We start from the raw sequence: 22,814 nt of genomic DNA, 5'->3' as shown, positions 1-22,814 counted from the left end.
GCTGGCGTGCCATGGGCAACAAACGCCGCCCGGCCACCGAGGCGGAGGCCCGCGCCCTGGCCTCGGCCATCCGCCTGCGCATCCTGCGGCTCTGCCTCGACCAGGCGTTGACCAACAAGGAGATCGCCCAGCGGCTCGGCGCCAACCCCGCCACCACGCTTCACCACGTGCGCAAGCTGGTCGAGACGGAGTTCCTGGCCGCCGAGCCCAGCCGCCCCGGCCCGCGCGGCTCGACCGAGATCCCCTACCGCGCCACGGGCAAGTCCTGGGAGATGGACGTCCGCGAGAGCGGCGTCATCGGCGCCAAGGCGGCGATGCTGGACGCCTTCCTGGAGGAGCTCAAACTCGTCGACGTCGAGGAGGGCCATTTCACCAGGCTGGGACTCAGGCTCACCGCCGAAGGCCTCGGCGAGCTGCTGGAGCGGCTGCAGGAGGTTTTCGACGACTTCCGCGACCGGCGACCGCCGCCGGACGGGGAGGCGTACTCGCTGTTCGTGGCGCTCCACCGGGACGTGAGCCGCGACAGCTGAAGCGGGGGGACGCCGCGCGTCCCCCCGGGCGTCAGCTCAGGTGCACCTCGACCGTCAGCTCGTCACCGTGGTCGAGCACGAACTCCTCAACGTTGCCCGCCGCGCACAGATCGTCCTGCGCCTGCCGCACGAGCTCCGCCTCAGGGCCCGTGACCGTCAGCCGGGACACCTCGGCCCGCATCGACAGCTTGGCCTCCGACTTGGCCTTGCGCACCCGCCGGAGCACGTCCGAGGCCACGGCGAGCACCGCCGGGTTCCCCGTCCCGGGCTCGGCGGCGGGCCACGGCGCACGGTGCACCGAGCCCTCCCGCCACCAGGACCACACCTCTTCGGTCACGAACGGCAGGAACGGCGCGAACAGCCGCAGCAGCACGTCGAGCGCCTGCCGCAGCGCCGCGTGGGCGGAGGCGGACCCGTCGTAGGCCCGCGCCTTGACCAGCTCCAGATAGTCATCGCAGAACGCCCAGAAGAAGCGCTCCACGGCCTCCAGCGCCCGGGTGTGGTCGTAGGCCTCGAACGCCTCGCCGGCCTCGCGCACGGCCTCCGACAGCGCCGCCAGCATCGACAGGTCGAGCGGCTCGGTGACCTCACCGTCGCTCTCGGCCAGGCCGAGCACGAACTTGGACGCGTTGAGGATCTTGATGGCGAGCCGCCGCCCGATCTTGAGCTGCCCGACGTCGAACGCGGTGTCCACGCCGTAGCGCCCGTTGGCCGCCCAGTAGCGCACGGCGTCGGAGCCGTGCTGCTCCAGCAGGTCCATGGGCGTGACCACGTTGCCCTTGGACTTGGACATCTTCTTGCGGTCGGGGTCGAGGATCCACCCGGAGATCGCGACGTCGCTCCACGGCAGCCCGCCGAACTCGTCGTGCGACCTGACCACGGTCGAGAACAGCCAGGTGCGGATGATCTCGTGGGCCTGCGGCCGCAGGTCCGCGGGGAAGACCCGCTTGAACAGGTCGTCGTCGCTCTCCCAGCGGCCGGCGATCTGCGGCGTCAGCGACGAGGTGGCCCAGGTGTCCATGACGTCCGGGTCGGCCATGAACCCGCCGGGCACGCCGCGCTGGTCCTCGGTGTAGCCGGGCGGCACGTCGGAGGACGGGTCGATCGGCAGCGTGTCCTCGGTCGGCACGATCGGCGCGTCGTGGACCGGCTGCCCGGACTCGTCGACCGGATACCACACCGGGAACGGCACGCCGAAGAAGCGCTGGCGGGAGATCAGCCAGTCGCCGGTGAGCCCCTCGACCCAGTTGTCGAAACGCACCCGCATGTGCGGCGGGTGCCATCGCAGCTCCCGCCCGCGCGCCAGCAGCTGCTGGCGCAGCTCCTCGTCCCTGCCACCGTTGCGGATGTACCACTGGCGGGTGGTGACGATCTCGAGCGGCTTGTCGCCCTTCTCGTAGAACTTCACCGTCCGCGTAACCGGCCGCGGCTCGCCCTCGAGGTCGCCGGACTCGCGCAGCAGCTCCACGATCCGCTCGCGCGCGCTGTGCACCGTCTTGCCGGCCAGCTCCTTGTAAGGCTCCGCGTCCACGCCCTCCGGCGGCACGGGCAGCAGCCGCCCGTCCCAGCCGATGACCGGCCGGATAGGCAGCCGCAGCTCCCGCCACCAGGTGACGTCGGTGATGTCGCCGAACGTACAGATCATCGCGATGCCCGAGCCCTTGTCCGGCTCGGCCAGGTGGTGCGCCAGCACCGGCACCTCGACCCCGAACAGCGGCGTCAGCACCGACGTGCCGAACAGCTCCTGGTAGCGCTCGTCGTCGGGGTGCGCGACCAGCGCCACGCACGCCGGGATCAGCTCGGGCCTGGTCGTCTCGATCCAGACCGGGCCCTTCTCGCCGTAGAACGAGATCCGGTGGAAGGCGCCGGGCCACTCCCGGTCCTCCAGCTCCGCCTGCGCGACGGCGGTGCGGAAGCTGACGTCCCACAACGTCGGCGCCTCGGCCAGGTAGGCCTCGCCGCGCGCCAGGTTGCGCAGGAACGCCCGCTGCGAGACCGCCCGCGCCTCGTCGCTGATCGTCGTGTAGAGCAGCGACCAGTCCACCGACAGGCCGACCCGCCGCCACATCTCCTCGAACGCCTGCTCGTCGATCGCGGTCAGCTTGTGGCACAGCTCCACGAAGTTGCGCCGCGAGATCGAGACCTCGCGTTTGCCGGGCTTGTCCGGTGGAAGGAAGTCCGGGTCGTACGGGAGCGACGGGTCGCACCGCACGCCGTAGACGTTCTGCACCCGCCGCTCCGTGGGCAGGCCGTTGTCGTCCCAGCCGATGGGGTAGAAGACCGCCTTACCGATCATCCGCTGATAGCGGGCCATGATGTCGGTTTGGGTGTAGGAGAAGACATGACCGACGTGCAGCGACCCGGACACGGTCGGCGGCGGCGTGTCGATCGAGTAGACCTGATCGCGCGGCTTGGACCGGTCGAAGCGGTAGGTGCCGTCGGCCTCCCAGCGAGCTACCCATACCTGCTCCAAGCCGTCAAGGGTCGGCTTTTGGGGCATGGATGCATGGCGTAGGCGCTCCTGAGTCATGCCTCCTTATGGTACGGCTTCACGGGCGCCACAAGCGGTAGAGACTAGTGTTCGTTACATATGGGGAAGGAGATCGGGATGGCGGACGACAAGCCCGACGTGGCCTGGCGGATCATCGGCGGCCTCGTGGGTCTGGTGACCGGGTGGGCGATGAAAAAGCTCCTCGGGTTCGTCTGGGTGAAGACGACCGGCAAGGAGCCGCCGGTCGACAGCGAGTCACCCGAGGTCAGCATGGGCGAGGCCATCGGCTACGCCGTGCTCATGGGCGTGGGCATGTCCGTGGCGCAGATCGTGGTCAACCGGACCGCCAGGAAGCGCTACGACGCGTGGAAGTCGCTGAAGCAGGTGACTCCAGGGCAGTGAGAAACTCGCTCGCCCAGCGGTCCACGTCGTAGGTGGCGACCCGGCGGCGCATCGTACGCATCCGCCGGGCCAGCTCGTGCGGCGTGGCCCGCATCGCGGCCAGCATCTGCCGTTTGACGTCCTCGACGTCGTACGGATTGACCAGATAGGCCTGGCGCAGCTCGTCGGCGGCCCCGGCGAACTCGCTGAGCACCAGCGCGCCGTGCAGGTCGTGATGGCAGGAGATGTACTCCTTGGCCACCAGGTTCATCCCGTCGCGCAGCGGGGTCACGACCATGACGTCGGCGGCGAGATACAGCGCGGCCAGCTCCTCGTGGTCGTAGGACTGGTGGAAGTACACGATCGGCTGGTAGCCGAGCTGCGCGTGCTCGCCGTTGATCCGCCCCACCTGCAGCTCGATGTCGTCGCGCAGCCGGCGGTATTCCTCCACCCGCTCCCTGCTCGGCGTGGCGATCTGCACGAAAACCGCCTCGCCCGACTGCAGCCGCCCGTCCTTCAGCAGCTCGCCGAACGCCTCGAGCCGCTGGCCGATCCCCTTGGTGTAGTCCAGGCGGTCCACGCCGAGCAGCACGTGCTCGGGGTCGCCGAGCTCCACCCTGATCTCCTTGGCCCGCGCCACGACGCTGGACTCGCGTACCAGTGAGTCGAGCTGCCCGAAGTCCACGGAGATCGGGAACGCCTGCGTCTGGACGATACGGTCGTCGAGGAAGATCTCGTTGCCCTTGTACGGCAGCCCCAGCAGCCGCCGGCACAGCCTGCGGAAGTTGGAGGCACCGCCGGGCAGCTGGAAGCCCACCAGGTCGGCCCCGAGCAGCCCTTCGACCAGCTCCTTGCGCCACGGCAGCCGCCAGAACAACTCGACCGGCGGGAAGGGGATGTGCAGGAAGAACCCGATCCGCAGGTCGGGCCTGAGCCTGCGCAGCATGGCAGGCACCAGCTGGAGCTGATAGTCCTGCACCCAGACGACCGCGCCTTCCTCGGCCGCGTCGGCGGCGGCGTTGGCGAAGCGCTCGTTGACCTCCCGGTAGGTCTCCCACATCTCCCTGTCGAACACCGGCGGCGCCACGACGTCGTGGTAGAGCGGCCACAGCGTGGCGTTGGAGAAGCCCTCGTAATAGAGCTCCACCTCGCGGGCCGACAGCGGGACCGGGATCAAGTTCATGCCGCCCTGCTCGAACGGCTCCAGCTTCTCGTCGGGCGCCCCGTGCCAGCCGGCCCACGCTCCGTGGCGGCGTTGCATCACCGGCGCGATCGCGGTGACGAGCCCGCCGGGGCTCCTGCGCCACGAGGCCGTTCCGTCAGGCTCGATCGTCCTGTCCACCGGCAAGCGGTTCGCAACGATCAGAAACGAGCTCCGGCCAGTCACGCAGTTCCCTCCTCTTATGGGGTCATGTCAGGTGAGCCGCCCATGGCACGGCTCAGGGCGGCCGCCACCGACTCCGGACCCGCGTGGGGGATGATCGCGGCGATGTGGGAGTCGGGCCTGATGACCCATGCCTCCTCAGGCCCGGCGCCAAGCCTTTCAGTGAGCGAGCCGGTCCCATCCATCTCCGCGAGCCCGCGTACGGCGAGCGGCGCCGTAGTGACCTTGCCCAGGACCTGCACAAACAAACTCGAATCGCACATATCACCCAGAAGTACGAGAAATCCATCCCGGCAGAACTCCCGCAGCCGCCCGCCCGGAATGCTCGCGTCGGGCAGGATCACACCGGGCGCGGGCGGGCACAACGCGCCTTTGGGCGGCCTGCCCGTGAAGGGCCGCGTCGGCTCGGGCGTGGTCAACGGGGAATCGACATACCAGTAGGGCTCGGCGAAGCGCCCGGAGTCGATCTCCGCGACCAGCCCGCCCTCCAGCACCGCCCGCCGGTGCATCCGCTCCTCCACGCTGCGGGGCGCGATAAAACGCATGGTGGCGGCGGTGACCTCGAGGTTCTCCCGCGCGGCCGCGTGCCGCTCGGCGTGGTAGGACTCCAGCAGGCCGTCCCCGGCCCAGCCGTTGAGCACGAAGGCCAGCTTCCACGCCGCGTTCTCAGCGTCGGGCACGCCGGAGTTGAGCCCGCGCGCGCCGAACGGGGCCACCAGGTGAGCGCAGTCGCCGGCCAGCAGGACCCGGCCGACGCGCATGCGGGAGGCGATGCGGGAGTGAAAGCGGTAGGTGCTGTGCCAGATCAGCTCGTAGGGCCGCTCACCAATGATTTGCCTGATTTTTCGCGAAATATCAGTCTTCGTTGGGATGAAGTCGGGCGCGATCTGCCAGTCGATCCTGAACGTGCCCCCTGGGCACGGGTGGATCAGCACCTGCCGTCCCGGATTCCAAATGGGATCGAAGTAGAAACGGCGCTCGCTCTCCCAGCCCGGCAGGTCGGCCTTGATGTCACAGATCAGGAACTGATCGTCGAACGTCTCGCCGTCGAAGGTGACGCCGAGCGACTGGCGTACCTGCTGGGCCCGCGCTCCCGCGCAGACCAGCACGTATGGTGCCCGCAGCAACCGCTGCCCGCAGTGCACCGTGACGCCGGAGGCGTCCTGCGTGAGCCCGGTGGCCTCGTGATTCCAGCGCACCTCGATGAGCGGCTGCCCGGCGATGGCCTCGTCGAGAATCTGCTCGGTACGCGCCTGCGAGATGTTGACGAACGGGGGCATCGGGCCCTCCCGCTCGAACGACCAGGAGAACAACTCACGGTCGCGGTAGTAGGTGCGGGCGGTCGTCCAGGTCAGCCCCTCCTCGGCCACCTTGCCCGCCCCCACCGCGGCCCAGACGTCGAGCACGTCCCGCTGCTGGCAGATGGAGCGCGACCCGCCCGCGTCCCGCCCCGGCCGCCGGTCCAGCACCAGCACCTGGATGCCCCAGCGGGCCAGCAACAACGCGGCACTCTGCCCCACCGGCCCCGCGCCGATCACGATGACCTGCGGCTCGGTGTTCACGACTGCAGCTCGTTCCAGACCTCGCGGTCGCGCTCGGCGGTCCAGATGCGCGGCCGCTCGACGCCGTGCAGCTCGTCCCAGAGCCGGGAGACGTTGAACGGCAGGCAGTGCTCGAAGATCGGCCAGCCGCCGTAGCGGGGCTCCAGAGCGCGGTGGGCGTTGTCGAACGCCTCCTTCAGCGTGCCGGCGGTGCTCACCTCGCGCATCATGACGCGCAGGAAGTCACGGGTCTGCGCGATGGCCGCCTCCACCCCGGCCTTGCCCCTGGCCACCGCTCCCCTGCCGCCGACCAGCGTCTCCGCCCCGAAGGACGCCACCCGGTCGAGCGTCCCCGCAGACCACTCGCGGTGGAAGGCGTCGCCGGTGTAGAGGGCGGCCTGCGACTCCACGAGGTCGCCGGCGAACATGATCCGGTGGCGCGGCAGCCACGCCACGAGATCTCCCTCGGTGTGGCCGCGCCCGCAGTAGGCCAGCACGAGATCGCCCCGGTCGCCGCCCAGGTCGATGGTGAAGGTGTCACTGAACGTCGCCGTCGGCCACGTCAGGCCGGGGATCGACTCGGGCTCCTTGAACAGGCGGGGCATCCTGGCGTATTCACTGGCCCAGTCCTGCTCGCCGCGCTCGGCGATCAGCTCGCGCGTCTTGTCGTGCGTCACGATCACGTCCGCGCCGAACGCCGACGCGCCCAGCACCCTGACGGCGTGGTAGTGCGACAACACCAGATACCTGATCGGCTTGCCGGTGTGCGCACGCAGCCTGGTCAGCCACTCGCCGGCGGCCACCGGCGTGGCCAGGGCCTCGAAGCAGACGAGGAAGTCCTCGCCCTCGATGGCGCCCACGTTGGGGTCGCCTTCGGCGGTGAGCGCGTACACGCCGTCCGCCAGCACCTCCAGGGTCTGCCTCTTCTCACCGAGATCCGCCGACGAGGCGAACGGCTTGGCCATGGCTCTCCTCCCGTCACCACTCGTAGAGTCCCTTCCCGCTCCCGCGGCCCCCTCCCGGGGCGGGGTCATGCCGGGCGGCGGGACTGCACCAGGTGGAAGCGGCCCGCCACGTAGCCGGGGTCGGTGAGGGAGGCCGTGGCGGCCGGATTGGCGCCGGTGCCGTGGTAGTCGCTGAAGGCGGCCGACTGGTTGACGAAGACGCCGGCGGTCAGGTTGCACGACAGGTTCACGCCCGCGTCCAGTGCCGCGCTCTCGACCTGGTCGAGCACCTCGGCGGAGGTGGAGTAGGCGGATGCGGTGAGCGCCCCGCGCGCCTTGGTCGTGCGGCGCAGCACCTCCAGGCTCTCCTCGGTGGAGGCCGTCGGCACGAGGAACGCGATGGGGCCGAAGTGCTCACGTCCGTAGACGTCGGAGGCGGACGGATCCACCCGGACGATCACCGGCGTCCTGATCACCGCGTCAGGGAACGACGGGTGCTGGACGGCCCGCGACGGCAGCACCACCTCCCCCAGCGAGGGCGCGCTCTCCACGCGCACCAGCACGTCGGGGTTGACGATGGCGCCGGTCAGCTCGACCGCCCGCGCGTCGTCGCCGAGCAGCTTGCCGACCGCCGCGGCCAGCCCCGCGGCGACCTCGTCGAAGCTCTTGTGCCCCTCGTCGGTGTCGATCCCGCCGGCGGGGACGAGGATGTTCTGTGGCGCGGTGCACATCTGCCCGCTGTAGAGGGACAGGGAGAACGCCAGATTGCCCAGCATGCCCCGCCAGGAGTCGGTGGAGTCGACGACGACGGTGTTGACCCCGGCCTTCTCGGTGTGCACGAGGGCCTGACGGGCGTTCTGCTCCAGCCACTCGCCGAACTCGGTGGAGCCGGTGAAGTCGACGATGCGCACGTCCGGGTGCGTGGCCAGGGTCTTGGCCAGCCCCCGGCCCTCCTCGGCGGCCAGCGACACGAGCGCCGGGTCGAAGCCCGCCTCGGCGAGCACCTCGCGGGCGATCCGCACCGTGATCGCGAGCGGCAGGACGGCCCGGGGATGCGGCTTGACGATCACCGGGTTGCCGGTGACGAGCGAGGCGAACAACCCCGGGTAGGCGTTCCACGTGGGGAACGTGTTGCATCCGATCACCAGCGCGACGCCCCTGGGCACGACGGTGAAGCGCTTGTCCATGACGAGCGGCTCGCCTTTGCCCGGCTTCTCCCAGCGGGCGATCGAGGCGGAGGAGGTCATGGCGGCGTAGCCGTACGCGACGGCCTCCAGCGCGCGGTCCTGCGCGTGCGGCCCGCCGGCCTGGAACGCCATCACGAACGCCTGCCCGGTCGTGTGCTGCACCGCGTTGGCGAGCTCGAAGCTGTGCTGGTTGATCCGGTTGACGATCTCGACACAGGTCAGGGCGCGGGTGTCGGGGCCTGCGTCGCGCCAGGCCGGCATCGCCGCCTTGGCGGCGCCGATGAGCTGGTCGACGACGGGCTCGGGGTAGGTGACGCCGAGGTCGATCCCGTACGGCGAGCGCTCGGCGCCGATCCACGTCCCGGTGCCGGGCTGGTCGAGGGGGAACGGCTTGCCGAGGTAGGACTCGAACACCTCCTTGCCCCGCTCGGCCGCCCCTTCGCCGTACACGCGCGGGCTCGGCGACTCGGGGTAGGCGCTCCAGTATCCCCGTCCGGCGATCGCGGAAAGGGCTTTCTCCAGGGTGTCGCGGTGCTGTTCGAACATGGTTGCTCACCGTCTTGACAGAGATCGACCAGACGGTGAAGTGTTTACCGAACATTCGGTCAGTTGACAAGGGAGACCTGCGTTGGAAAGCGCGCGTCGCATGATGGACGCCGACACCGCCTCCGCGGCCCTGGGCATCGAGCTGACGGAGCTGGCGGAGGGCCGGGCGGTGTGCCGCATGACGGTGACCGGCCAGATGATCAACGGGCACGGGCTGTGCCACGGCGGCTACGTCTTCCTGCTGGCCGACACGGCCTTCGCCTGCGCGTGCAACACGCGCGGCCCCGTGACGGTGGCGGCGGGCGCGGAGATCACGTTCGTCTCCCCCGCCCGCGAGGGCGACGTGCTGGTGGCCGAGGCCGCCGAGCGGACCCGCTACGGCCGCAGCGGCATCTACGACATCACGGTACGCGGGCCGGACGGACAGGTGGTCGCCGAGTTCCGCGGCCGGAGCCGGGAGCTGAGACAGGTCATCGACTCGCGTCAGGATAATTAGGCATATGGTTACCCCCACCTCCGCCCCTTCGCGCCGGCGCGGGCATGATCCCGAGTCCGTGTTGTCGATCGCCGTGGGCGTCTTCAACGAGCGCGGCTACGACGGGACGAGCATGGAGGACCTGGCCAGGGCGCTCGGCGTCACCAAGTCGGCGATCTACTACCACGTGCCGGGCAAGGAGCAGTTGCTGGCGCGGGCGCTCGAGCGGGCGCTGGACGGGCTGTTCGAGCTGACCGCCGACGAGCGGGCGGCCACGGGCCCGGCGATCGACCGTCTGGAGTGGGTGGTGCGGCAGAGCGTGCGGCTGCTCATCGACCGGCTGCCCTACGTGACGCTGCTGCTCAGGGTGCGCGGCAACAGCGCGACCGAGCTGGCGGCGCTGGAGCGGCGGCAGGAGTTCGATGTTTTCGTCGGCGGGCTGGTCAGGGCGGCGGCGGAGGAGGGGACCGTCCGCCCTGACGTGGACCCGGCGCTGCTGACGAGGCTGCTGTTCGGCACGGTCAACTCGATCGCGGAGTGGTATCGGCCGGTGCCGGGCGCCTCGGCGGAGGACCTGGCCGACGGGCTGGTCAAGATGGCCTTCGGCGGCCTACGGCGATAGCTCGTCCCGGCGCGGCGGCGGGGGCAGCCTGCCACGCAGGTCATTGCGCACGGCCTCGGCCAGCCTCTTGGTGGCGGCCCTGTTGAGCGCGCCGCCGGCGACCGCCCCGGTGAGGAACGGGCCGAGCGTGGTCAGATGGCGGCCGAGGGTCCGCAGGAGGCGGTTACGAAGGGCGGTCTTGGCGGCCGCGCCGAAGGCGAGGGAGACGGACGCGGGAGCGAGGGGGTCAATCCCGCGTTGTCTGGCCCAGGCGGAGGTGAAGACGAAGGCGCGCTGGGTGCCGGTGCCCTCGACGCGTACGCCGTAGACCTCGTGCAGCTCGGCGAGGAGTTTCACCTCGATGGCGGCGACGACGATGGTCTCGGCGACGAGCTGCGCGGGGGCGGAGAGCAGGAGAGGTGGTGCGGCGAACTCGGCCGCCGCGAGCGCTCCGCCGATGGCGCCCACCGTCATCGTGGCCTTCTGCGCCGTGCGCACCAGATCGTCGGCGAGTTGCTCGCCGGTCAGGCCGTGATGATGCTCGGAGAGGGTGTGCAGGTCGCGGATCGGAATGCGCGGGGCGATGTTGAGGAAGACGTCTGCCAGCCAGCGGCCCCGGCCCGCGCCGGTCACGCGTGCCCTTTTCGCTCCCGCGGACAGAGCCTGGGCTAGACGGCCGAGCAGCCTGCGCCGCTCGGCCGGCTCGAGCTCACCGGGCTCGGTGAGTTTTCCGACGAGCTCGCCGACCTCTTTGTCGGGGTCGGCGATCTCGTTGCCCGGTTGTTGACGGTCGTTCTCCGGTACGGCCACGCGATGCCTCCGTCCTCATTGTCGACCGCTCAGGGTTCGCCGGCTCGCTGCTGTCGTACCCTGAGCCACGGCGATCAGGCGGCGCACTCCCGGCAGACCTGCTGGCCGTTCTTCTCAGAAGCCAGCTGACTGCGGTGGTGCACCAGGAAGCAGCGCGAGCAGGTGAACTCGTCGGCCTGGCGGGGAATCACCCGCAGGGAGAGCTCTTCATTCGACAGGTCCGCACCGGGCAGCTCGAGCGACTCGGCCAGGTCGGTCTCGTCGATGTCGATGCTGCCAGACGACTTGTCGGTGCGCCGCGCCTGCAGTTCCTGGAGACTGTCCTCCCCCAGGTCGTCGTCTGTCTTGCGCGGGCTGTCGTAGTCGGTAGCCATTGTGCTTACTCCATCCCCCTCATCTATAAGTCTTCGCGCTCGTTGCGCGCTCTACTAACGTCCAGGAGACCCATCTTGTGCCCGTTCCGCCCGGGGAGATTTCCCATGGGTACCCCGCCGGAACGGACAACGAACCTCCCAACACGTCAGGGCCTGCTGCCGTCGGCAATGGTTAGCCAAATATGGCGAAACCCACAGCCTTGGCGCCATGCACCACCGTGTTCGACGGCACATCCAACCACATGTACGGCGAGAACGAGACTCCCCCCGTCCATCAACACGCTGACGAACGTTCCAGGACCAACCGCGGTCAGCGCCTCGGCAGCCGAATCGTCACCACAAGTCCTCCGCCATCTCTGGGCACGGCGGCCACATTTCCGCCGTGCGCCTGTACGACCGCACGGACGATGGACAGCCCGAGACCCGCTCCCTTGGCCGAATCCACGCGGTCGGCGTTGAGCCTCCTGAACGGCTCGAACAGGCTGTTCACCTCGTATGCCGGGACATGTTGCCCCATGTTGGCCACCTGAACAACCAAGACACCGTCCACCATTCCCGTCCGGATCCAGACTTTTCCATTTTCAGGAATGTTGTACTTGACCGCGTTCTCGAGCAGGTTGCTGACGGAGCGCTCCAAGAGCACCGGATCGCCTATGGTAGGCGCGCTGACCAGTTCGGTCGTCAGGGTGACGCCGTGTTCCTCGGCGAAGGGTGTGAGCTGTTCCACGGCCGTCTGAGCGACTTCTCGGACGTCGACCGGTTTGCGTACGGCGAGTTCGCGCTCGCTCCTGGCGAGCAGCAACAGCCCCTCGATGAGCTTCTCGTTACGCGCGTTGACTTCCAAGAGGGTACGGCCGAGCGCTTTGAGATCCTCCGACGCCTCCGGATCCGACAGGGCGATCTCCAGGACCGTCCGGTTAATGGTGAGAGGGGTGCGCAATTCGTGGGAGGCGTTGGCCACGAATCTGCGCTGGGTGTCGAAGGCGATGTTGAGCCTGGTGAGCATGGCGTCGAAGGTGTCGGCCAGCTCCTTCAGCTCGTCGTTGGGGCCCTGCAGGTCGATGCGCTGGTGGGCCAGGGTGCTCTCGGACAGCTTGCGCGCGGTGGCGGTCATCTGAGCCACCGGCTTCAGCGCGCGGTCGGCCACGAAGTAGCCGATGATGAGCGCCAGGATGCCCACGCCGATTAGCGCGAGGAAGGCGCTGCCGAACAACGCGTCCCTGGCGTTCGCAATCGCCTGCTGCTGGAACTGCCGCCAGCTGATCTGCAGCTTGGCGTCATCGAGGGGACCCAGCCCCAAGTCGATGCTGGGCCAGGCCGAGCTGATGGCGGTGCCGATGATGGCATAGACCGAAAAGATCAGCACGGCCGCGGCCGCGAAGACGAGCGCGCCGTAGGTGAGCGTCAGTCGCCATCTGATGCTGACCTTGCTCGGAAGCTCCTTCACACGCTCTATGGTGGTGCGTGGAACCTGCGGGCGCGTCGGCGGGGGCGGGCCGTCCCACACCGGAGGGCCGCTGGGTGGCGGCGCCTCCTGCACGTGTGTCGCTTTCCGCGCCGAATGCGGGCTGATCATCGGATGCGTCGGCCCTGTCTGGCGCTCTGGCCCCTCTGTCACAGCTTGTACCCAACCCCGGGCACAGTCTCGATCACCTGAGGCTCGCCCAGCTTCTTCCGCAGCGTCATCATGGTCACCCGGACCACGTTCGTGAACGGGTCGATGTTCTCGTCCCACGCCTTGTCCAGCAGGTCCTCCTGACTGACCACGGCGCCCTCGGCGCGCATCAGCTCTTCCAGGACCGCGAACTCCTTCTTGGTCAGCACGACCTCCCTGCCGTCGCGCTCTACCAGCCGCTTGCCCGGGTCCAGCCGGATGCCGCCCCGCTCCAGCACGGGCGGCAGGGCGGGCGCCGAGCGGCGGCCGAGCGCCCGCACCCTGGCCACCAGCTCGATGAACACGAACGGCTTGGCCAGATAGTCGTCGGCCCCCAGACCGAGCCCCTCGACCTTGTCGTCCACGTCGCCCGACGCGGTCAGCATGAGGATCCGCGAGGCGGAGCGCTGCTCGACGAGCTGCCGGCACACCTCGTCCCCGTGCACGACCGGAAGGTCACGGTCCAGCACGATCACGTCGTAGTCGATGTAGGAGGTCCGCTCGAGCGCGCCACCGCCGTCGTAGGCCACGTCCACCGCCATGGCCTCGCGCCGCAGCCCAGTCGCGATCGCGTCGGCGAGCACCCGCTCATCCTCTACCACCAGCACGCGCACGCCTGATACACCTCTCTCCGATTCTGGGCACTCATTCTGCCCACAGCCTCGATAAGCGCACGGTAAGGCATGTTCAGGGGTTGGTGACCGCCAGGGGAGGCGGGGCACAGAGAAATTCATGTTTCGGAGGGCGAGGACCCGGGGTATGCCTGCGGGACACCCATTGCCAGGACATCGACCGGCAATGGGCGCCTATCGCCCGGACACGGACCGAACCCCTAGAGAGAAGGTGAGATGGGCGAGTTCACGACCACGATCGAACACCGCCTCGACCAGGCTTATGAGGGCCTTCGGGAGGCCCGAAGCGTCGGCGACGAATACCTCGCCGACACGCTCACCGCCGAGATCGAGGACCTGCGCCGACTGGCGGACGATCACGGCATCGCGTTGCCCCGCTAGCCACGCGAAACGGCCGGAGCCCCTGGCTCCGGCCGTTTCCCCTGTCAGCTCACGCGTCGCGCTCGGGATCCAGCGTCACCAGCAGGTCGTGCAGCTCCTCGAACAGCCCGGGTGCGGCGCAGACGGCGAACTCGGGGCTCACCGGCTTGCCGCGCAGCCCGCCGAGCCTGGCCCCGGACTCGGTCGCCACCAGGCCGGCGGCGGCGTAGTCCCACGGGTTGATGCCGCGCTCGAAGTACGCGTCCACCCGCCCGGCCGCCACCGAGCACATGTCGAGGGCGGAGGAGCCGCCGCGCCTGATGTCACGCACCCGCGGCAGCACCGCCGCCACCACCTGGCCCTGCACCACCCGCCTGGCCGCCCCGTAGCCGAACCCGGTCGCGACCAGCGCCTGCGCCAGCGGAACCCCGGTGTTGCAGCGCAGCCGCTCGCCGCCGAGCCAGGCGCCCTCGCCGCGCGCGGCCGTGTAGACCTCGCCGCGCATCGGGACGTTCACCACGCCGGCCACGACCTGGCCGCCGACCTCGACGGCGATCGACACCGCCCAGTCCGGCAGGCCGTACAGGAAGTTGACCGTGCCGTCGACGGGGTCGACGATCCATCGGACGTCGGACTCGCCCGGCGCCTCGCCGGCCTCCTCGCCGAGGATGCGGTCACCGGGCCTGGCGGCCTGGATGCGCGCGCGGATGAGCTCCTCAGAGGCCCTGTCCAGGGCGGTGACCACGTCGGTGGGGCTGGACTTGGTCTCGATCTCCTCCGACATCGTGGGCCGCTTGGCGAGCAGCATGTCCCCCGCCTCGCGGGCGATGTCCTCGGCCAGTCTCAGGAAGTCCGAAGGCAGCGGAGTTCCCGAGCCCATGAGATCAGTCATCATGCCACCGAGTCCGGGCGCTTCCACTCCTGGCCGAGCACGTGCTGGCCCAAGAAGGCGAGCACCGTTTCGTACCAGGCGACGATGTTGCCCGGCTTCAGGATCCAGTGGTTCTCGTCGGGGAAGTACAGGAACTTCGCGTCGACCTCGGTGCGCCGCAGGTCCCACCACAGGCGCAGGGCCTCGCCGATCGGCACGCGGTAGTCCTTGTCGCCGTGGATCACGAGCATCGGCGTGGTGATCTTGTCGAGGGCGACATGCGGGGACAGCAGCTCGTATCGCTCGGAGCCGGGCGCGCCGAACTCGCGCTGCCAGTACATCGGGGCGTCGGTGGTGCCGGCGAACTGGTCGAGGTTCCACAGTGACGCGTGGGTGACGATGGCCTTGTAGCGGTCGGTGTGGCCGGCGAGCCAGTTGGCCATGTAGCCGCCGAACGAGCCGCCCAGCGCGGCGATGCGCTCACTGTCGATGTCATCCCTGGCCAGGGCCACGTCCACGATCGCGTCGAGGTCGGCCTGGGTGCGCGGGCCCCAGTTGCCCCAGCCGCGATCGATCATGTCCTGACCGTAACCGGTGGACAGACACGGGTCCGGCATCAACACGGCGTAACCGTGCTGGGCCATGATCCAGGCCTGCCAGCGCCACTGCCAGTCGTTCCAGGAGGCGACGGGGCCGCCGTGGATGAACAGCAGGAACGGCGCCGGATCGGCGGCGGAGGCGCCTTCGGGCAGCGCGAGCCAGCCGCGGATCGTCGCGCCGTCGTCGGCGGTGGCCGAGATCTCGGTGAGCGTGCCGCGTACGTCGGGGCGCGGGGCGGGCGAGGGCAGGTCGATGATCTCGCCGGTGGCCACGTCGAGCCTGGCGGGGGCGGGGGCGAGGTTGACCGCGCTGCGCAGCGCGTACACGAAGCGGCCGTCGGCGGAGGCGTTGAGCCCGATGTAGGCGGCGTCGTCCCCGGTGAGCCTGGTAACTTCCCCGTCCAGCGGGACGCGGAAGATCGGGCGGCGCCCCTGATGGTCGGCCGCCACGTAGACGGCCGAGGAGTCCGGCGCCCACTCGAGGTCGCCGGGGAACAGGTCGGGCGCGTAGGCCTGGCCCTCGCCGGTGGCCAGGTCGGCGATCCAAAGCTCGCTCCTGGCCGAGACGTCCCACCCGGTGTGCCGATCGCGGGCGCAGGCCACGCGAGTGCCGTCCGGGGAGATCGCGATGGGGCCGTCGAAATCGTGCGCGTCGTCGCTGAGCAGCGTGCGCCGCTGACCGGTGGCCACGTCGATGACGACGAGGTCGGTACGCGTCTCACCCTTCGGCAGGTACGCGCGCCACGTGGTGATCACACCGGCGCCGTCGGGCGTCAGCTCGAACGCGGCGTCACGCAGCGCGGCGCCCGCGTCGGGCGTCAGGTCGCGCACGTCCTCCAGCCGGTCGTCGCCGAGCCGCGCGGCGAACAGCCGGGGGCGGCCGGGGCCGAGGTCGTGGTCCCAGTAGCGGACCGGGTTGCCCTCGTGCAGGATCGCGCTGATCCCGGCCTCCTTGCGATCCTTGCGCTTGTCCTCCTCGGCCGCCTCCTCGCCGTCCAGCACGTCGGCGGCGAAGACGACCACGTCACCCGCGGTGCGGATCCCGCTGATCCCGCCGGGCCTGGTGGCCACCTGGCGGGACTCGCCGCCGGCGCGGGGCAGCAGCCAGAGCGCGGGGACCTCGTCGGTGGAGTCCTTGACGGTGGGGTCGGGGCGGGCGGAGGTGAACAGCACATCGCCCGTGGCCGTGAAGACGGCGGCCGACTCGCCCTTGGCGGAGCGGGTGAGGCGGTAGGGCTCGCCGTCCAGCGGGATCGCCCAGAGCGCGGTGCCGTACGACTTGCCGTCGGGGTTGAGTGACTGGACTGTCGAGATCAGCCTGGAGCCGTCAGGAGAGAGCCGCAGCGAGAGAACCCGGGGAATGGCCACATATTCACGTATGTCAGTAAATGCGCTCACTCACCCGAACCTACCGCGCACTCAGGACCCCCGGCACTCCCTAATAGGGTTGGTCACGTGGGAGATTACGACGCTCTGCTGGTCCTGTCGTTCGGCGGCCCCGAGGGTCCCGACGACGTGATGCCGTTCCTGGAAAACGTCGTGCGCGGCCGCGGCGTGCCGCGCGAGCGGCTGCTCGAGGTGGCCGAGCACTACCAGAGCTTCGGCGGGGTCAGCCCGATCAACCAGCAGAACCGCGACCTGGTCGAGGCGCTGCGCCCGGTCGTGGACGTGCCGGTCTATTGGGGCAACCGCAGCTGGCACCCGTTCGGCGAGGACACCGTGCGCCGGATGAAGGCCGACGGGATCCGCAAGGCGGCCGTCTTCCCGACCTCGGCGTTCGCCGGCTACTCCAGCTGCCGGCAATACTACGAGGACATCGCCAGGATCTCCGTCGAGGACGGTCCTGAGCTGATCAAGATGCGGCATTTCGGGGACCACCCCGGGTTCGTGGCCGCCATGGCCGACCACACGCGGGCGGCGCTGGAGCGGCTCGGCCGCGACGACGCCAGGCTCGTGTTCACCGCGCACAGCATCCCGGTGTCGATGGCCGAGACCGCGGGCCCGTCCGGCGGCCTCTACGAGGCGCAGCTGCGCAGGAGCGCCGAGCTGGTCAACCGGGAGCTCGGCCGCACCGGGCCGTGGGACCTGGTGTGGCAGTCGCGCAGCGGCCCGCCGCAGGTGCCGTGGCTGGAGCCGGACGTCTGCGACCATCTGCGCAAGACGGAGGCCCACGCGGTCGTGCTGGTGCCGATCGGGTTCGTCTCCGACCACATGGAGGTCGTCTACGACCTCGACACCGAGGCGAGGGATGTGGCCGCGGAGATCGGCCTGCCGCTGGAGCGGGCGGCGACGGCGGGCACGCACCCGCGGTTCGTGCGGATGGTGCGCGAGCTGATGGACGAGCCCGAGCCGGTCCCCTGCGCCCTCACCTGCTGTCCGCGTCCTTCTCGCCCCACTGCGTGAGGCAGGCCCCGCCGACGCCCTCAGGCGTAGGTGCGCGCGTAGGCCTCGGCGATGCCCATGACCTTGTTCACGTAGTCCCAGGAGTGGTTGTAGAACCAGATTGCCTTGCGTAGCTTCTCGCCGCCCTTGCCCGCGCCGTTGGCGCACAGGTAGTTGGCCGCGCCCGGCACCGCGTCGTACGGGCTCCAGATGTCGGCCTTGCCGTCGCCGTCGCCGTCCACGCCGTAAGCCTTCCAGGTGGCGGGCATGAACTGCATGGGCCCGAGCGCGCCGGCGCTGGACGGGCCGTTGTTGCGGCCGTGGCTGCTCTCGACCTGGCCGATCGCGGCGAGCACCGTCCACGACAGTCCGGGGCAGCGGGTGGCGGAGGCCTTGTAGAGCTCGAGGTAGCTGCCCGGGCGGCCCACGTTGACCGTCTGCGGGCTCGGCTGGTCCCGCTTCGGGGCACGGGCGGCCGAGTCCAGCATGACGACCTGGGCGTCCTTGCCGAGCACCTTGCGCACCCCCGACTCGCTGATCGTGCCCGGCTTGCCGTGCAGCAGCACCGCGACCCCCGGCGCGAACCCCAGCGACCTGCCCAGGTCGGCGCCCACCAGCCCGTCGACGCCGCGCAGACCCAGCGGGGCGGAGGCGGCGACGCGGAGCGTGGGACCGCCGTCCACCTGGTACATGGCGCCGAGGATCATCCCGAACCTGCTGATCGCGCTCGTGTCGGCCACCAGCTCTCCCCTGGCCAGCGCGCTCCACACGGCCGGCTGGTCGGCGACCGGCTGCGGGGTCCACGAGCGGAAGTGGGCGGGGTCCACGGCCAGCAGGTTCAGCGCGGTGCCCGAGACCTTGACCGCGCCCGCGTCGACGACGGTGACCTTCTGCACGTGCTTCAGCTCGCCCAGCTTGAGCCTGGTCTGCTTGGGCACGGCGGACGGGGCGATCGCCAGCACCCGCGGCGGGGTCGAGGTGACGCCGGGTCCGCCGGCGCCGAAATCCTTGACCGGCTCCGCGTGGGGTACGAGCTGGTCGAGGCGGGGGGCGGCCGTGGGCTGACGGGTCGGCCTGCGTACCGGCTCCTGAGCGGTTTTGAGCAGGTCACCGTCCAGGAACACGACGATTCCACCGGCTGCGGCGGTGACCGCGAGCACCGCGATGACCATGAGCATGACCGCACGGAAGGTGGGAAGACCGGACACTCGGGACACGTTAGTCCAGCCAGGCGAATATCCACTTGCTTACCGGACATCGGTTGCGCAATGGTTAGCTGGCGCAAGTAAGGAGGAAACAGGGTGGTCGGGCCTTACCGGGGGCTGTTCAATGGGCCCGGCATCAAGGCGTTCGTGCTCGCCGGATTCGTCGGGCGCATGCCGATGTCGATGATCGGGATCGGGATCGTCTTACTGATCTCCGCGCTCACCGACAACTACGCCACCGCCGGCGCGGTCGCCGCCACCACCAACGTGGCCTTCGCCATCGGCGCCCCGCTGTCCGGACGGCTGGTGGACCGGTTCGGGCAGAGCCGGGTGATCCCGCCGTTCGCCGTGATCAACGCGCTCGGACTGGCCGCGCTCCTGTTCAGCGCCGGCCTGCGACTGCCCGACTGGACGCTGTACGCCTCCGGCCTGGTGGTCGGGGCCACGTCGCTGTCGGTGGGCTCGCTCGTGCGGGCCCGCTGGTCGGTCATCCACGGCGGCTCCAGCAAGCTGCACACCGCCTTCGCCTTCGAGTCCGTGGTGGACGAGGTCATCTTCGTCACCGGTCCCGCCCTGGTCACGGTGCTGGCCACCGGGGTGAGCCCGTACATGGGCCTCGCCGTGGCGCTGGTCTTCATGTTCGTCGGCTGCCTGGCGCTGGCGACGCAGCGGCGTACGCAGCCGCCCGTCCAGCCGGCCAGGTCCGGGGGCGGCACGCCCATCCTGATCCCCGCGATCGCCCTGCTGTCGTGCGTCTACCTTGCGATGGGGGCGGTGTTCGGGTCCGTGGACCTGATCACCGTGGCGTTCGCCGAGGAGGAGGGGGTGAAGGCGGCCGCGGGGTTCCTGCTGGCGTCGTTCGCCGGCGGGTCGATGGTGTCGGGGCTCTGGTTCGGGTCCAGGCATTGGCGGATGTCGCTGCAGGGCCGGTTCGTGCGGGCGCTGGGCGTGTTCGCGCTGGGGCTGGTGCCGATCGTGTTCATCGGTGACGCGCGGGTCATGGCGGGGGCGCTCTTCCTGGCCGGGTTCGCGATCTCGCCGACGCTCATCACCGGGTTCTCGCTCACCGAGCGGCTGGTGCCCCCGTCGCTGCTCACCGAGGGCATGGCGTGGATCTCCACCGCGCTGGGCTTCGGGGTGGCGATCGGCGCGTGGGCGGGCGGCCGGCTCACCGAGATGTACGGCGCGTCCAACGCTTACATCTTCAGTTTGGGCGCCGCGTTCCTGGCCGTGATCGTGGGATTGGGAGGTTCGGGTTTCCTGAGAGTCCCCGAGGCGCCTTCACCCGCGAAGAGTTGATCCGCTACCGTCGGGACATCCCTCGCAACATCCATCACTATGGAAGCTTTATTCATGTCCCGACAGATCAATTCACTTCTCGCAATCGCGGCTGTATGCGTCACCCTCACCCCATCGCCCGCGTTAGCCCAGGCGCCCAAGAAGGCTCCGGTCGACTGCACGCAGGTCAAGTGCATCGCGCTGACCTTCGACGACGGACCGGGCAAGTACGCGGGCGTCCTGCTCGACACGCTGAAGAAGCACAACGCCAAGGCGACGTTCTTCCTCGAGGGCCAATACGTGAAGAGCCGCCCCACCTACGTCAAGCGCATGGTCGCCGAGGGCCACGAGCTGGGCAACCACAGTTACAAGCACCCTGACTTCACCAAGATCGAGCCCTGGGACGTCAGGGCCGAGATCAAGAAGACTCAGGACGAGGTCAAGAAGGCGGCGGGCGTCGAGCCCAAGCTGCTGCGGCCGCCGTACGGGATGGCCGACCTGACGGTCTCCGACATCGCCGCCGAGTTCGGCATGCCGATCATCCTGTGGACCGGCGGCTCGGAGGACTGGAAGAGCAAGAACGTCGAGTCCATCAAGAAGAAGACCCTCGAGGTGGCCAAGCAGGACGGCATCATCCTCATGCACGACTGGGTGAAGCAGTCCGTCGAGGCCATGCCGTCGATCATCAAGACCCTGCAGAACAAGGGCTACCACCTCGTGACGGTGTCCGACATCGTCAAGAAGGAGAACCTCGAGCCCGGCGACATTTTCCCGGTTCCCGCGGGCTGGGAGAACTGAGTATCGTTCACGTTCACCGGAACGAGACTCTTCTTTAAGGGGCGCTCATGGTCTTCACGAACTGGGCGAAGAACCAGTCGGGCAGCCCCGCCGAAGTGCGTGCTCCGGCGTCCGCCGCGGACGTCGTACGCGCTGTGCACGACGCCGCCGCCTCCGGGCGGCGGGTCCGCATGGTCGGCACGGGCCACTCCTTCACCGGGGTGGCCCTCACCGACGGCATCATGTTGCGCCCCGACGCGCTGACCGGCATCAGGTCGCAGACGGACGACCGCGTCACCGTGCTGGCCGGCACCCCGCTCCGGGCGCTGAACGAACTGCTCGGCGAGCACGGCCTGGCGTTGGCCAACATGGGCGACATCACCGAGCAGACCGTCGCCGGCGCCATCCAGACCGGCACCCACGGCACCGGGCGCGACAGCGGCGGGCTCGCCGACCAGGTCGCCGAGCTGGAGCTGGTGCTGGCCGACGGGTCGGTGGCCACCGCCTCCCCCGGTGACGACCTGTTCGACGCGGCCCGGGTGGGGCTGGGCGCGCTCGGGGTGGTGACGGCCGTGACCTTCCGGGTAGAGCCCGCGTTCCTGCTGCACAACAGGCGGCGCAAGATGGCGCTCGGCGAGATCCTGGACTCGCTCGACGAGCTGACCTCCGCGAACGAGCACCTGGACTTCTTCTGGCTGCCGCACACCGACGCCTGCCTGGTCAAGACCAACAACCGGCATCCCGGTCCCGCGTCGCCGCCGAGCGCGGTCAAGCGCTGGCTGGAGAACGTGTTCCTGGAGAACACCGTGTTCGGCGCGGCCTGCGCGACCGGGGCCCGCTTTCCTGGGCTGATCCCGCGGATCAACGAGGCGAGCGCGGCGGCTCTGGGGGACTCCGAGTCGGTCGACACCTCGTACAAGATCTTCACGGCGCGGCGGGACGTGCGCTTCCTCGAGATGGAGTACGCCGTGCCGCGCGAGCGCCTGGCGCAGGCGTTGCGCGAGACGCGGGACCTCATCGACCGCATGGGGTGGATGATCACCTTTCCTGTGGAGGTGCGGGTCACGCCGCCCAGCGACGCGTGGTTGTCCACCGCCTACGGGCGGGCCTCGGCGTACATCGCCTGCCACATCTACCGCCCGACGCCGAATCCGGCGTACTTCGAGGGCGTGGAGGAGATCATGGTGCGACTGGACGGCCGGCCGCACTGGGGCAAGCTGCACACCAGGGACGCCGCTTACCTGGCCAAGGTCTATCCGCGCTTCGCCGACTTCGCCGCGCTGCGCGACCGGCTCGACCCGCGCCGCCTGTTCACCAACGACTACCTGAATCAGGTGCTCGGCTAGGGTCGTCGTTGTTTCGGTAAAGAACTGCCTCGCGAACGGCCGGGAACGCGTGTCCGGCCTCCCGGATGACACGCGCGGCGTGCACCCTCGTCACTCGTGCCCCGACGACTCGGCCTGCCCTCCGTATACCTCGCCGCGGCCGTGGCGACGGCCGCCACGACCGCCGTCCCCTTGGCCATGACGCCTGCTTCAGGACTCGCCCTGCGCCCCGTCGCCGCCGAGCCCGACCGGCCGGTCGGCGCCACGGGTGAGATTCGCCAGAACCCAGCCAGGGCCTTTAACCTCCTCATGCGCAACGGCGGGCTCTAGAGGCATGGATTCGTCAAATGTGACCGGCGTCACATCGCCCCGGGGCTATCCCAGGAAGGCGATGTTCGGACATGCCGGGTACGGTGCTGGCAGGCAACCGGCACACGCGAGAGACTCAAGGGTCCGGGGGAAGAATG

22 protein-coding genes are annotated in these 22,814 nt (G+C 69.6%); 10 read left to right on the top strand and 12 right to left on the bottom strand.

The features are described 5' to 3' along the window. Positions 1 to 11: 11 nt before the first annotated feature. On the top strand, positions 12 to 530 hold the full coding sequence (locus tag Q9G87_RS42985; protein WP_305922382.1) for an ArsR/SmtB family transcription factor: 519 nt from the start codon (positions 12 to 14) through the stop codon (positions 528 to 530). Between the two features lie 31 nt (positions 531 to 561). Here the strand turns inward: Q9G87_RS42985 and valS are convergent, their stop codons facing one another. Then, complete coding sequence (gene valS, locus Q9G87_RS42980) at positions 562 to 3,030, bottom strand: valine--tRNA ligase (protein WP_371825914.1); 2,469 nt, start codon at positions 3,028 to 3,030, stop codon at positions 562 to 564. Between the two features lie 108 nt (positions 3,031 to 3,138). On the opposite strand from valS, the gene Q9G87_RS42975 reads away from it, so the two are divergent. Next, entirely contained in the window at positions 3,139 to 3,423 is a 285-nt protein-coding gene (locus Q9G87_RS42975; protein WP_305922380.1) for a DUF4235 domain-containing protein, read from the top strand. Here the strand turns inward: Q9G87_RS42975 and Q9G87_RS42970 are convergent. From Q9G87_RS42970 to paaN, 4 genes are all read right to left on the bottom strand, one after another. Beyond that, positions 3,356 to 4,789, bottom strand: a complete 1,434-nt coding sequence (locus Q9G87_RS42970) for an alpha,alpha-trehalose-phosphate synthase (UDP-forming) (protein WP_305922379.1) — start codon at positions 4,787 to 4,789, stop codon at positions 3,356 to 3,358. The genes Q9G87_RS42975 and Q9G87_RS42970 overlap by 68 nt on opposite strands. A 14-nt stretch (positions 4,790 to 4,803) precedes the next feature. Continuing rightward, on the bottom strand, positions 4,804 to 6,348 hold the full coding sequence (locus tag Q9G87_RS42965) for an FAD-dependent monooxygenase (RefSeq protein ID WP_305922378.1): 1,545 nt from the start codon (positions 6,346 to 6,348) through the stop codon (positions 4,804 to 4,806). Continuing rightward, positions 6,345 to 7,292, bottom strand: a complete 948-nt coding sequence (locus Q9G87_RS42960; protein ID WP_305922377.1) for an MBL fold metallo-hydrolase — start codon at positions 7,290 to 7,292, stop codon at positions 6,345 to 6,347. Before Q9G87_RS42960 ends, Q9G87_RS42965 begins: the two co-directional genes overlap by 4 nt. Positions 7,293 to 7,357: 65 nt before the next feature. Continuing rightward, positions 7,358 to 9,004 carry a phenylacetic acid degradation protein PaaN gene (gene paaN, locus Q9G87_RS42955; protein ID WP_305922376.1) on the bottom strand — a complete coding sequence of 549 codons (1,647 nt, stop codon included), beginning with the start codon at positions 9,002 to 9,004 and terminating at the stop codon, positions 7,358 to 7,360. A gap of 100 nt (positions 9,005 to 9,104) precedes the next feature. On the opposite strand from paaN, the gene paaI reads away from it, so the two are divergent. Together paaI and Q9G87_RS42945 are read left to right on the top strand one after the other, a co-directional pair. Beyond that, a complete protein-coding gene (paaI, locus tag Q9G87_RS42950; protein ID WP_305922419.1) occupies positions 9,105 to 9,500 on the top strand; it encodes a hydroxyphenylacetyl-CoA thioesterase PaaI in 396 nt (131 codons plus the stop codon). Positions 9,501 to 9,504: 4 nt separating this feature from the next. Then, entirely contained in the window at positions 9,505 to 10,101 is a 597-nt protein-coding gene (locus Q9G87_RS42945) for a TetR/AcrR family transcriptional regulator (protein WP_305922375.1), read from the top strand. On the opposite strand, the gene Q9G87_RS42940 is transcribed toward Q9G87_RS42945, so the two are convergent. From Q9G87_RS42940 to Q9G87_RS42925, 4 genes are all read right to left on the bottom strand, one after another. Next, on the bottom strand, positions 10,090 to 10,890 hold the full coding sequence (locus Q9G87_RS42940; RefSeq protein WP_305922374.1) for a hypothetical protein: 801 nt from the start codon (positions 10,888 to 10,890) through the stop codon (positions 10,090 to 10,092). The genes Q9G87_RS42945 and Q9G87_RS42940 overlap by 12 nt on opposite strands. A 74-nt stretch (positions 10,891 to 10,964) precedes the next feature. Next, positions 10,965 to 11,264 carry a DUF4193 domain-containing protein gene (locus tag Q9G87_RS42935; RefSeq protein ID WP_020542847.1) on the bottom strand — a complete coding sequence of 100 codons (300 nt, stop codon included), beginning with the start codon at positions 11,262 to 11,264 and terminating at the stop codon, positions 10,965 to 10,967. 310 nt (positions 11,265 to 11,574) lie between these two features. After that, the gene (locus tag Q9G87_RS42930; RefSeq protein ID WP_371825915.1) at positions 11,575 to 12,840 is read right to left on the bottom strand and encodes a sensor histidine kinase; all 1,266 of its coding nucleotides are present in this window, start codon (positions 12,838 to 12,840) and stop codon (positions 11,575 to 11,577) included. Between the two features lie 38 nt (positions 12,841 to 12,878). Continuing rightward, positions 12,879 to 13,532 carry a response regulator transcription factor gene (locus Q9G87_RS42925; RefSeq protein WP_305922372.1) on the bottom strand — a complete coding sequence of 218 codons (654 nt, stop codon included), beginning with the start codon at positions 13,530 to 13,532 and terminating at the stop codon, positions 12,879 to 12,881. Positions 13,533 to 13,766: 234 nt separating this feature from the next. Here Q9G87_RS42925 and Q9G87_RS42920 point away from each other — a divergent pair, with 234 nt between their 5' ends. Continuing rightward, positions 13,767 to 13,931 (top strand): hypothetical protein, encoded by a 165-nt coding sequence (locus Q9G87_RS42920; RefSeq protein ID WP_305922371.1) that lies wholly within the window; start codon positions 13,767 to 13,769, stop codon positions 13,929 to 13,931. Positions 13,932 to 13,980: 49 nt separating this feature from the next. On the opposite strand, the gene Q9G87_RS42915 is transcribed toward Q9G87_RS42920, so the two are convergent. Further along, positions 13,981 to 14,805: an inositol monophosphatase family protein gene (locus tag Q9G87_RS42915; RefSeq protein WP_305922370.1), complete on the bottom strand. Its 825-nt coding sequence runs from the start codon at positions 14,803 to 14,805 to the stop codon at positions 13,981 to 13,983. Next, positions 14,802 to 16,778, bottom strand: a complete 1,977-nt coding sequence (locus Q9G87_RS42910; protein ID WP_305922369.1) for a S9 family peptidase — start codon at positions 16,776 to 16,778, stop codon at positions 14,802 to 14,804. Before Q9G87_RS42910 ends, Q9G87_RS42915 begins: the two co-directional genes overlap by 4 nt. Before the next feature lie 57 nt (positions 16,779 to 16,835). On the opposite strand from Q9G87_RS42910, the gene Q9G87_RS42905 reads away from it, so the two are divergent. Further along, positions 16,836 to 17,783, top strand: a complete 948-nt coding sequence (locus Q9G87_RS42905; RefSeq protein WP_305922368.1) for a ferrochelatase — start codon at positions 16,836 to 16,838, stop codon at positions 17,781 to 17,783. Positions 17,784 to 17,803: 20 nt separating this feature from the next. On the opposite strand, the gene Q9G87_RS42900 is transcribed toward Q9G87_RS42905, so the two are convergent. Further along, positions 17,804 to 18,970 carry a lytic transglycosylase domain-containing protein gene (locus tag Q9G87_RS42900; protein WP_305922367.1) on the bottom strand — a complete coding sequence of 389 codons (1,167 nt, stop codon included), beginning with the start codon at positions 18,968 to 18,970 and terminating at the stop codon, positions 17,804 to 17,806. A gap of 93 nt (positions 18,971 to 19,063) precedes the next feature. Between Q9G87_RS42900 and Q9G87_RS42895 the strand changes: the two genes are divergently transcribed. From Q9G87_RS42895 to Q9G87_RS42880, 4 genes are all read left to right on the top strand, one after another. Next, positions 19,064 to 20,266: an MFS transporter gene (locus tag Q9G87_RS42895; RefSeq protein WP_305922366.1), complete on the top strand. Its 1,203-nt coding sequence runs from the start codon at positions 19,064 to 19,066 to the stop codon at positions 20,264 to 20,266. A 54-nt stretch (positions 20,267 to 20,320) separates the two neighbouring features. After that, positions 20,321 to 21,043, top strand: a complete 723-nt coding sequence (locus tag Q9G87_RS42890) for a polysaccharide deacetylase family protein (RefSeq protein ID WP_305922365.1) — start codon at positions 20,321 to 20,323, stop codon at positions 21,041 to 21,043. Between the two features lie 47 nt (positions 21,044 to 21,090). Next, positions 21,091 to 22,368: a D-arabinono-1,4-lactone oxidase gene (locus tag Q9G87_RS42885; RefSeq protein ID WP_305922364.1), complete on the top strand. Its 1,278-nt coding sequence runs from the start codon at positions 21,091 to 21,093 to the stop codon at positions 22,366 to 22,368. A gap of 96 nt (positions 22,369 to 22,464) precedes the next feature. Then, complete coding sequence (locus tag Q9G87_RS42880; protein ID WP_305922363.1) at positions 22,465 to 22,677, top strand: hypothetical protein; 213 nt, start codon at positions 22,465 to 22,467, stop codon at positions 22,675 to 22,677. The last annotated feature ends 137 nt before the right edge of the window (positions 22,678 to 22,814 follow it).

It is taken from the genome of Nonomuraea turcica, assembly GCF_030718205.1.
Classification (GTDB): Bacteria; Actinomycetota; Actinomycetes; order Streptosporangiales; family Streptosporangiaceae; genus Nonomuraea.
The sequence above is the reverse complement of the archived record's forward strand: the minus strand, read 5'-3'. Positions and strand labels throughout refer to the sequence as shown.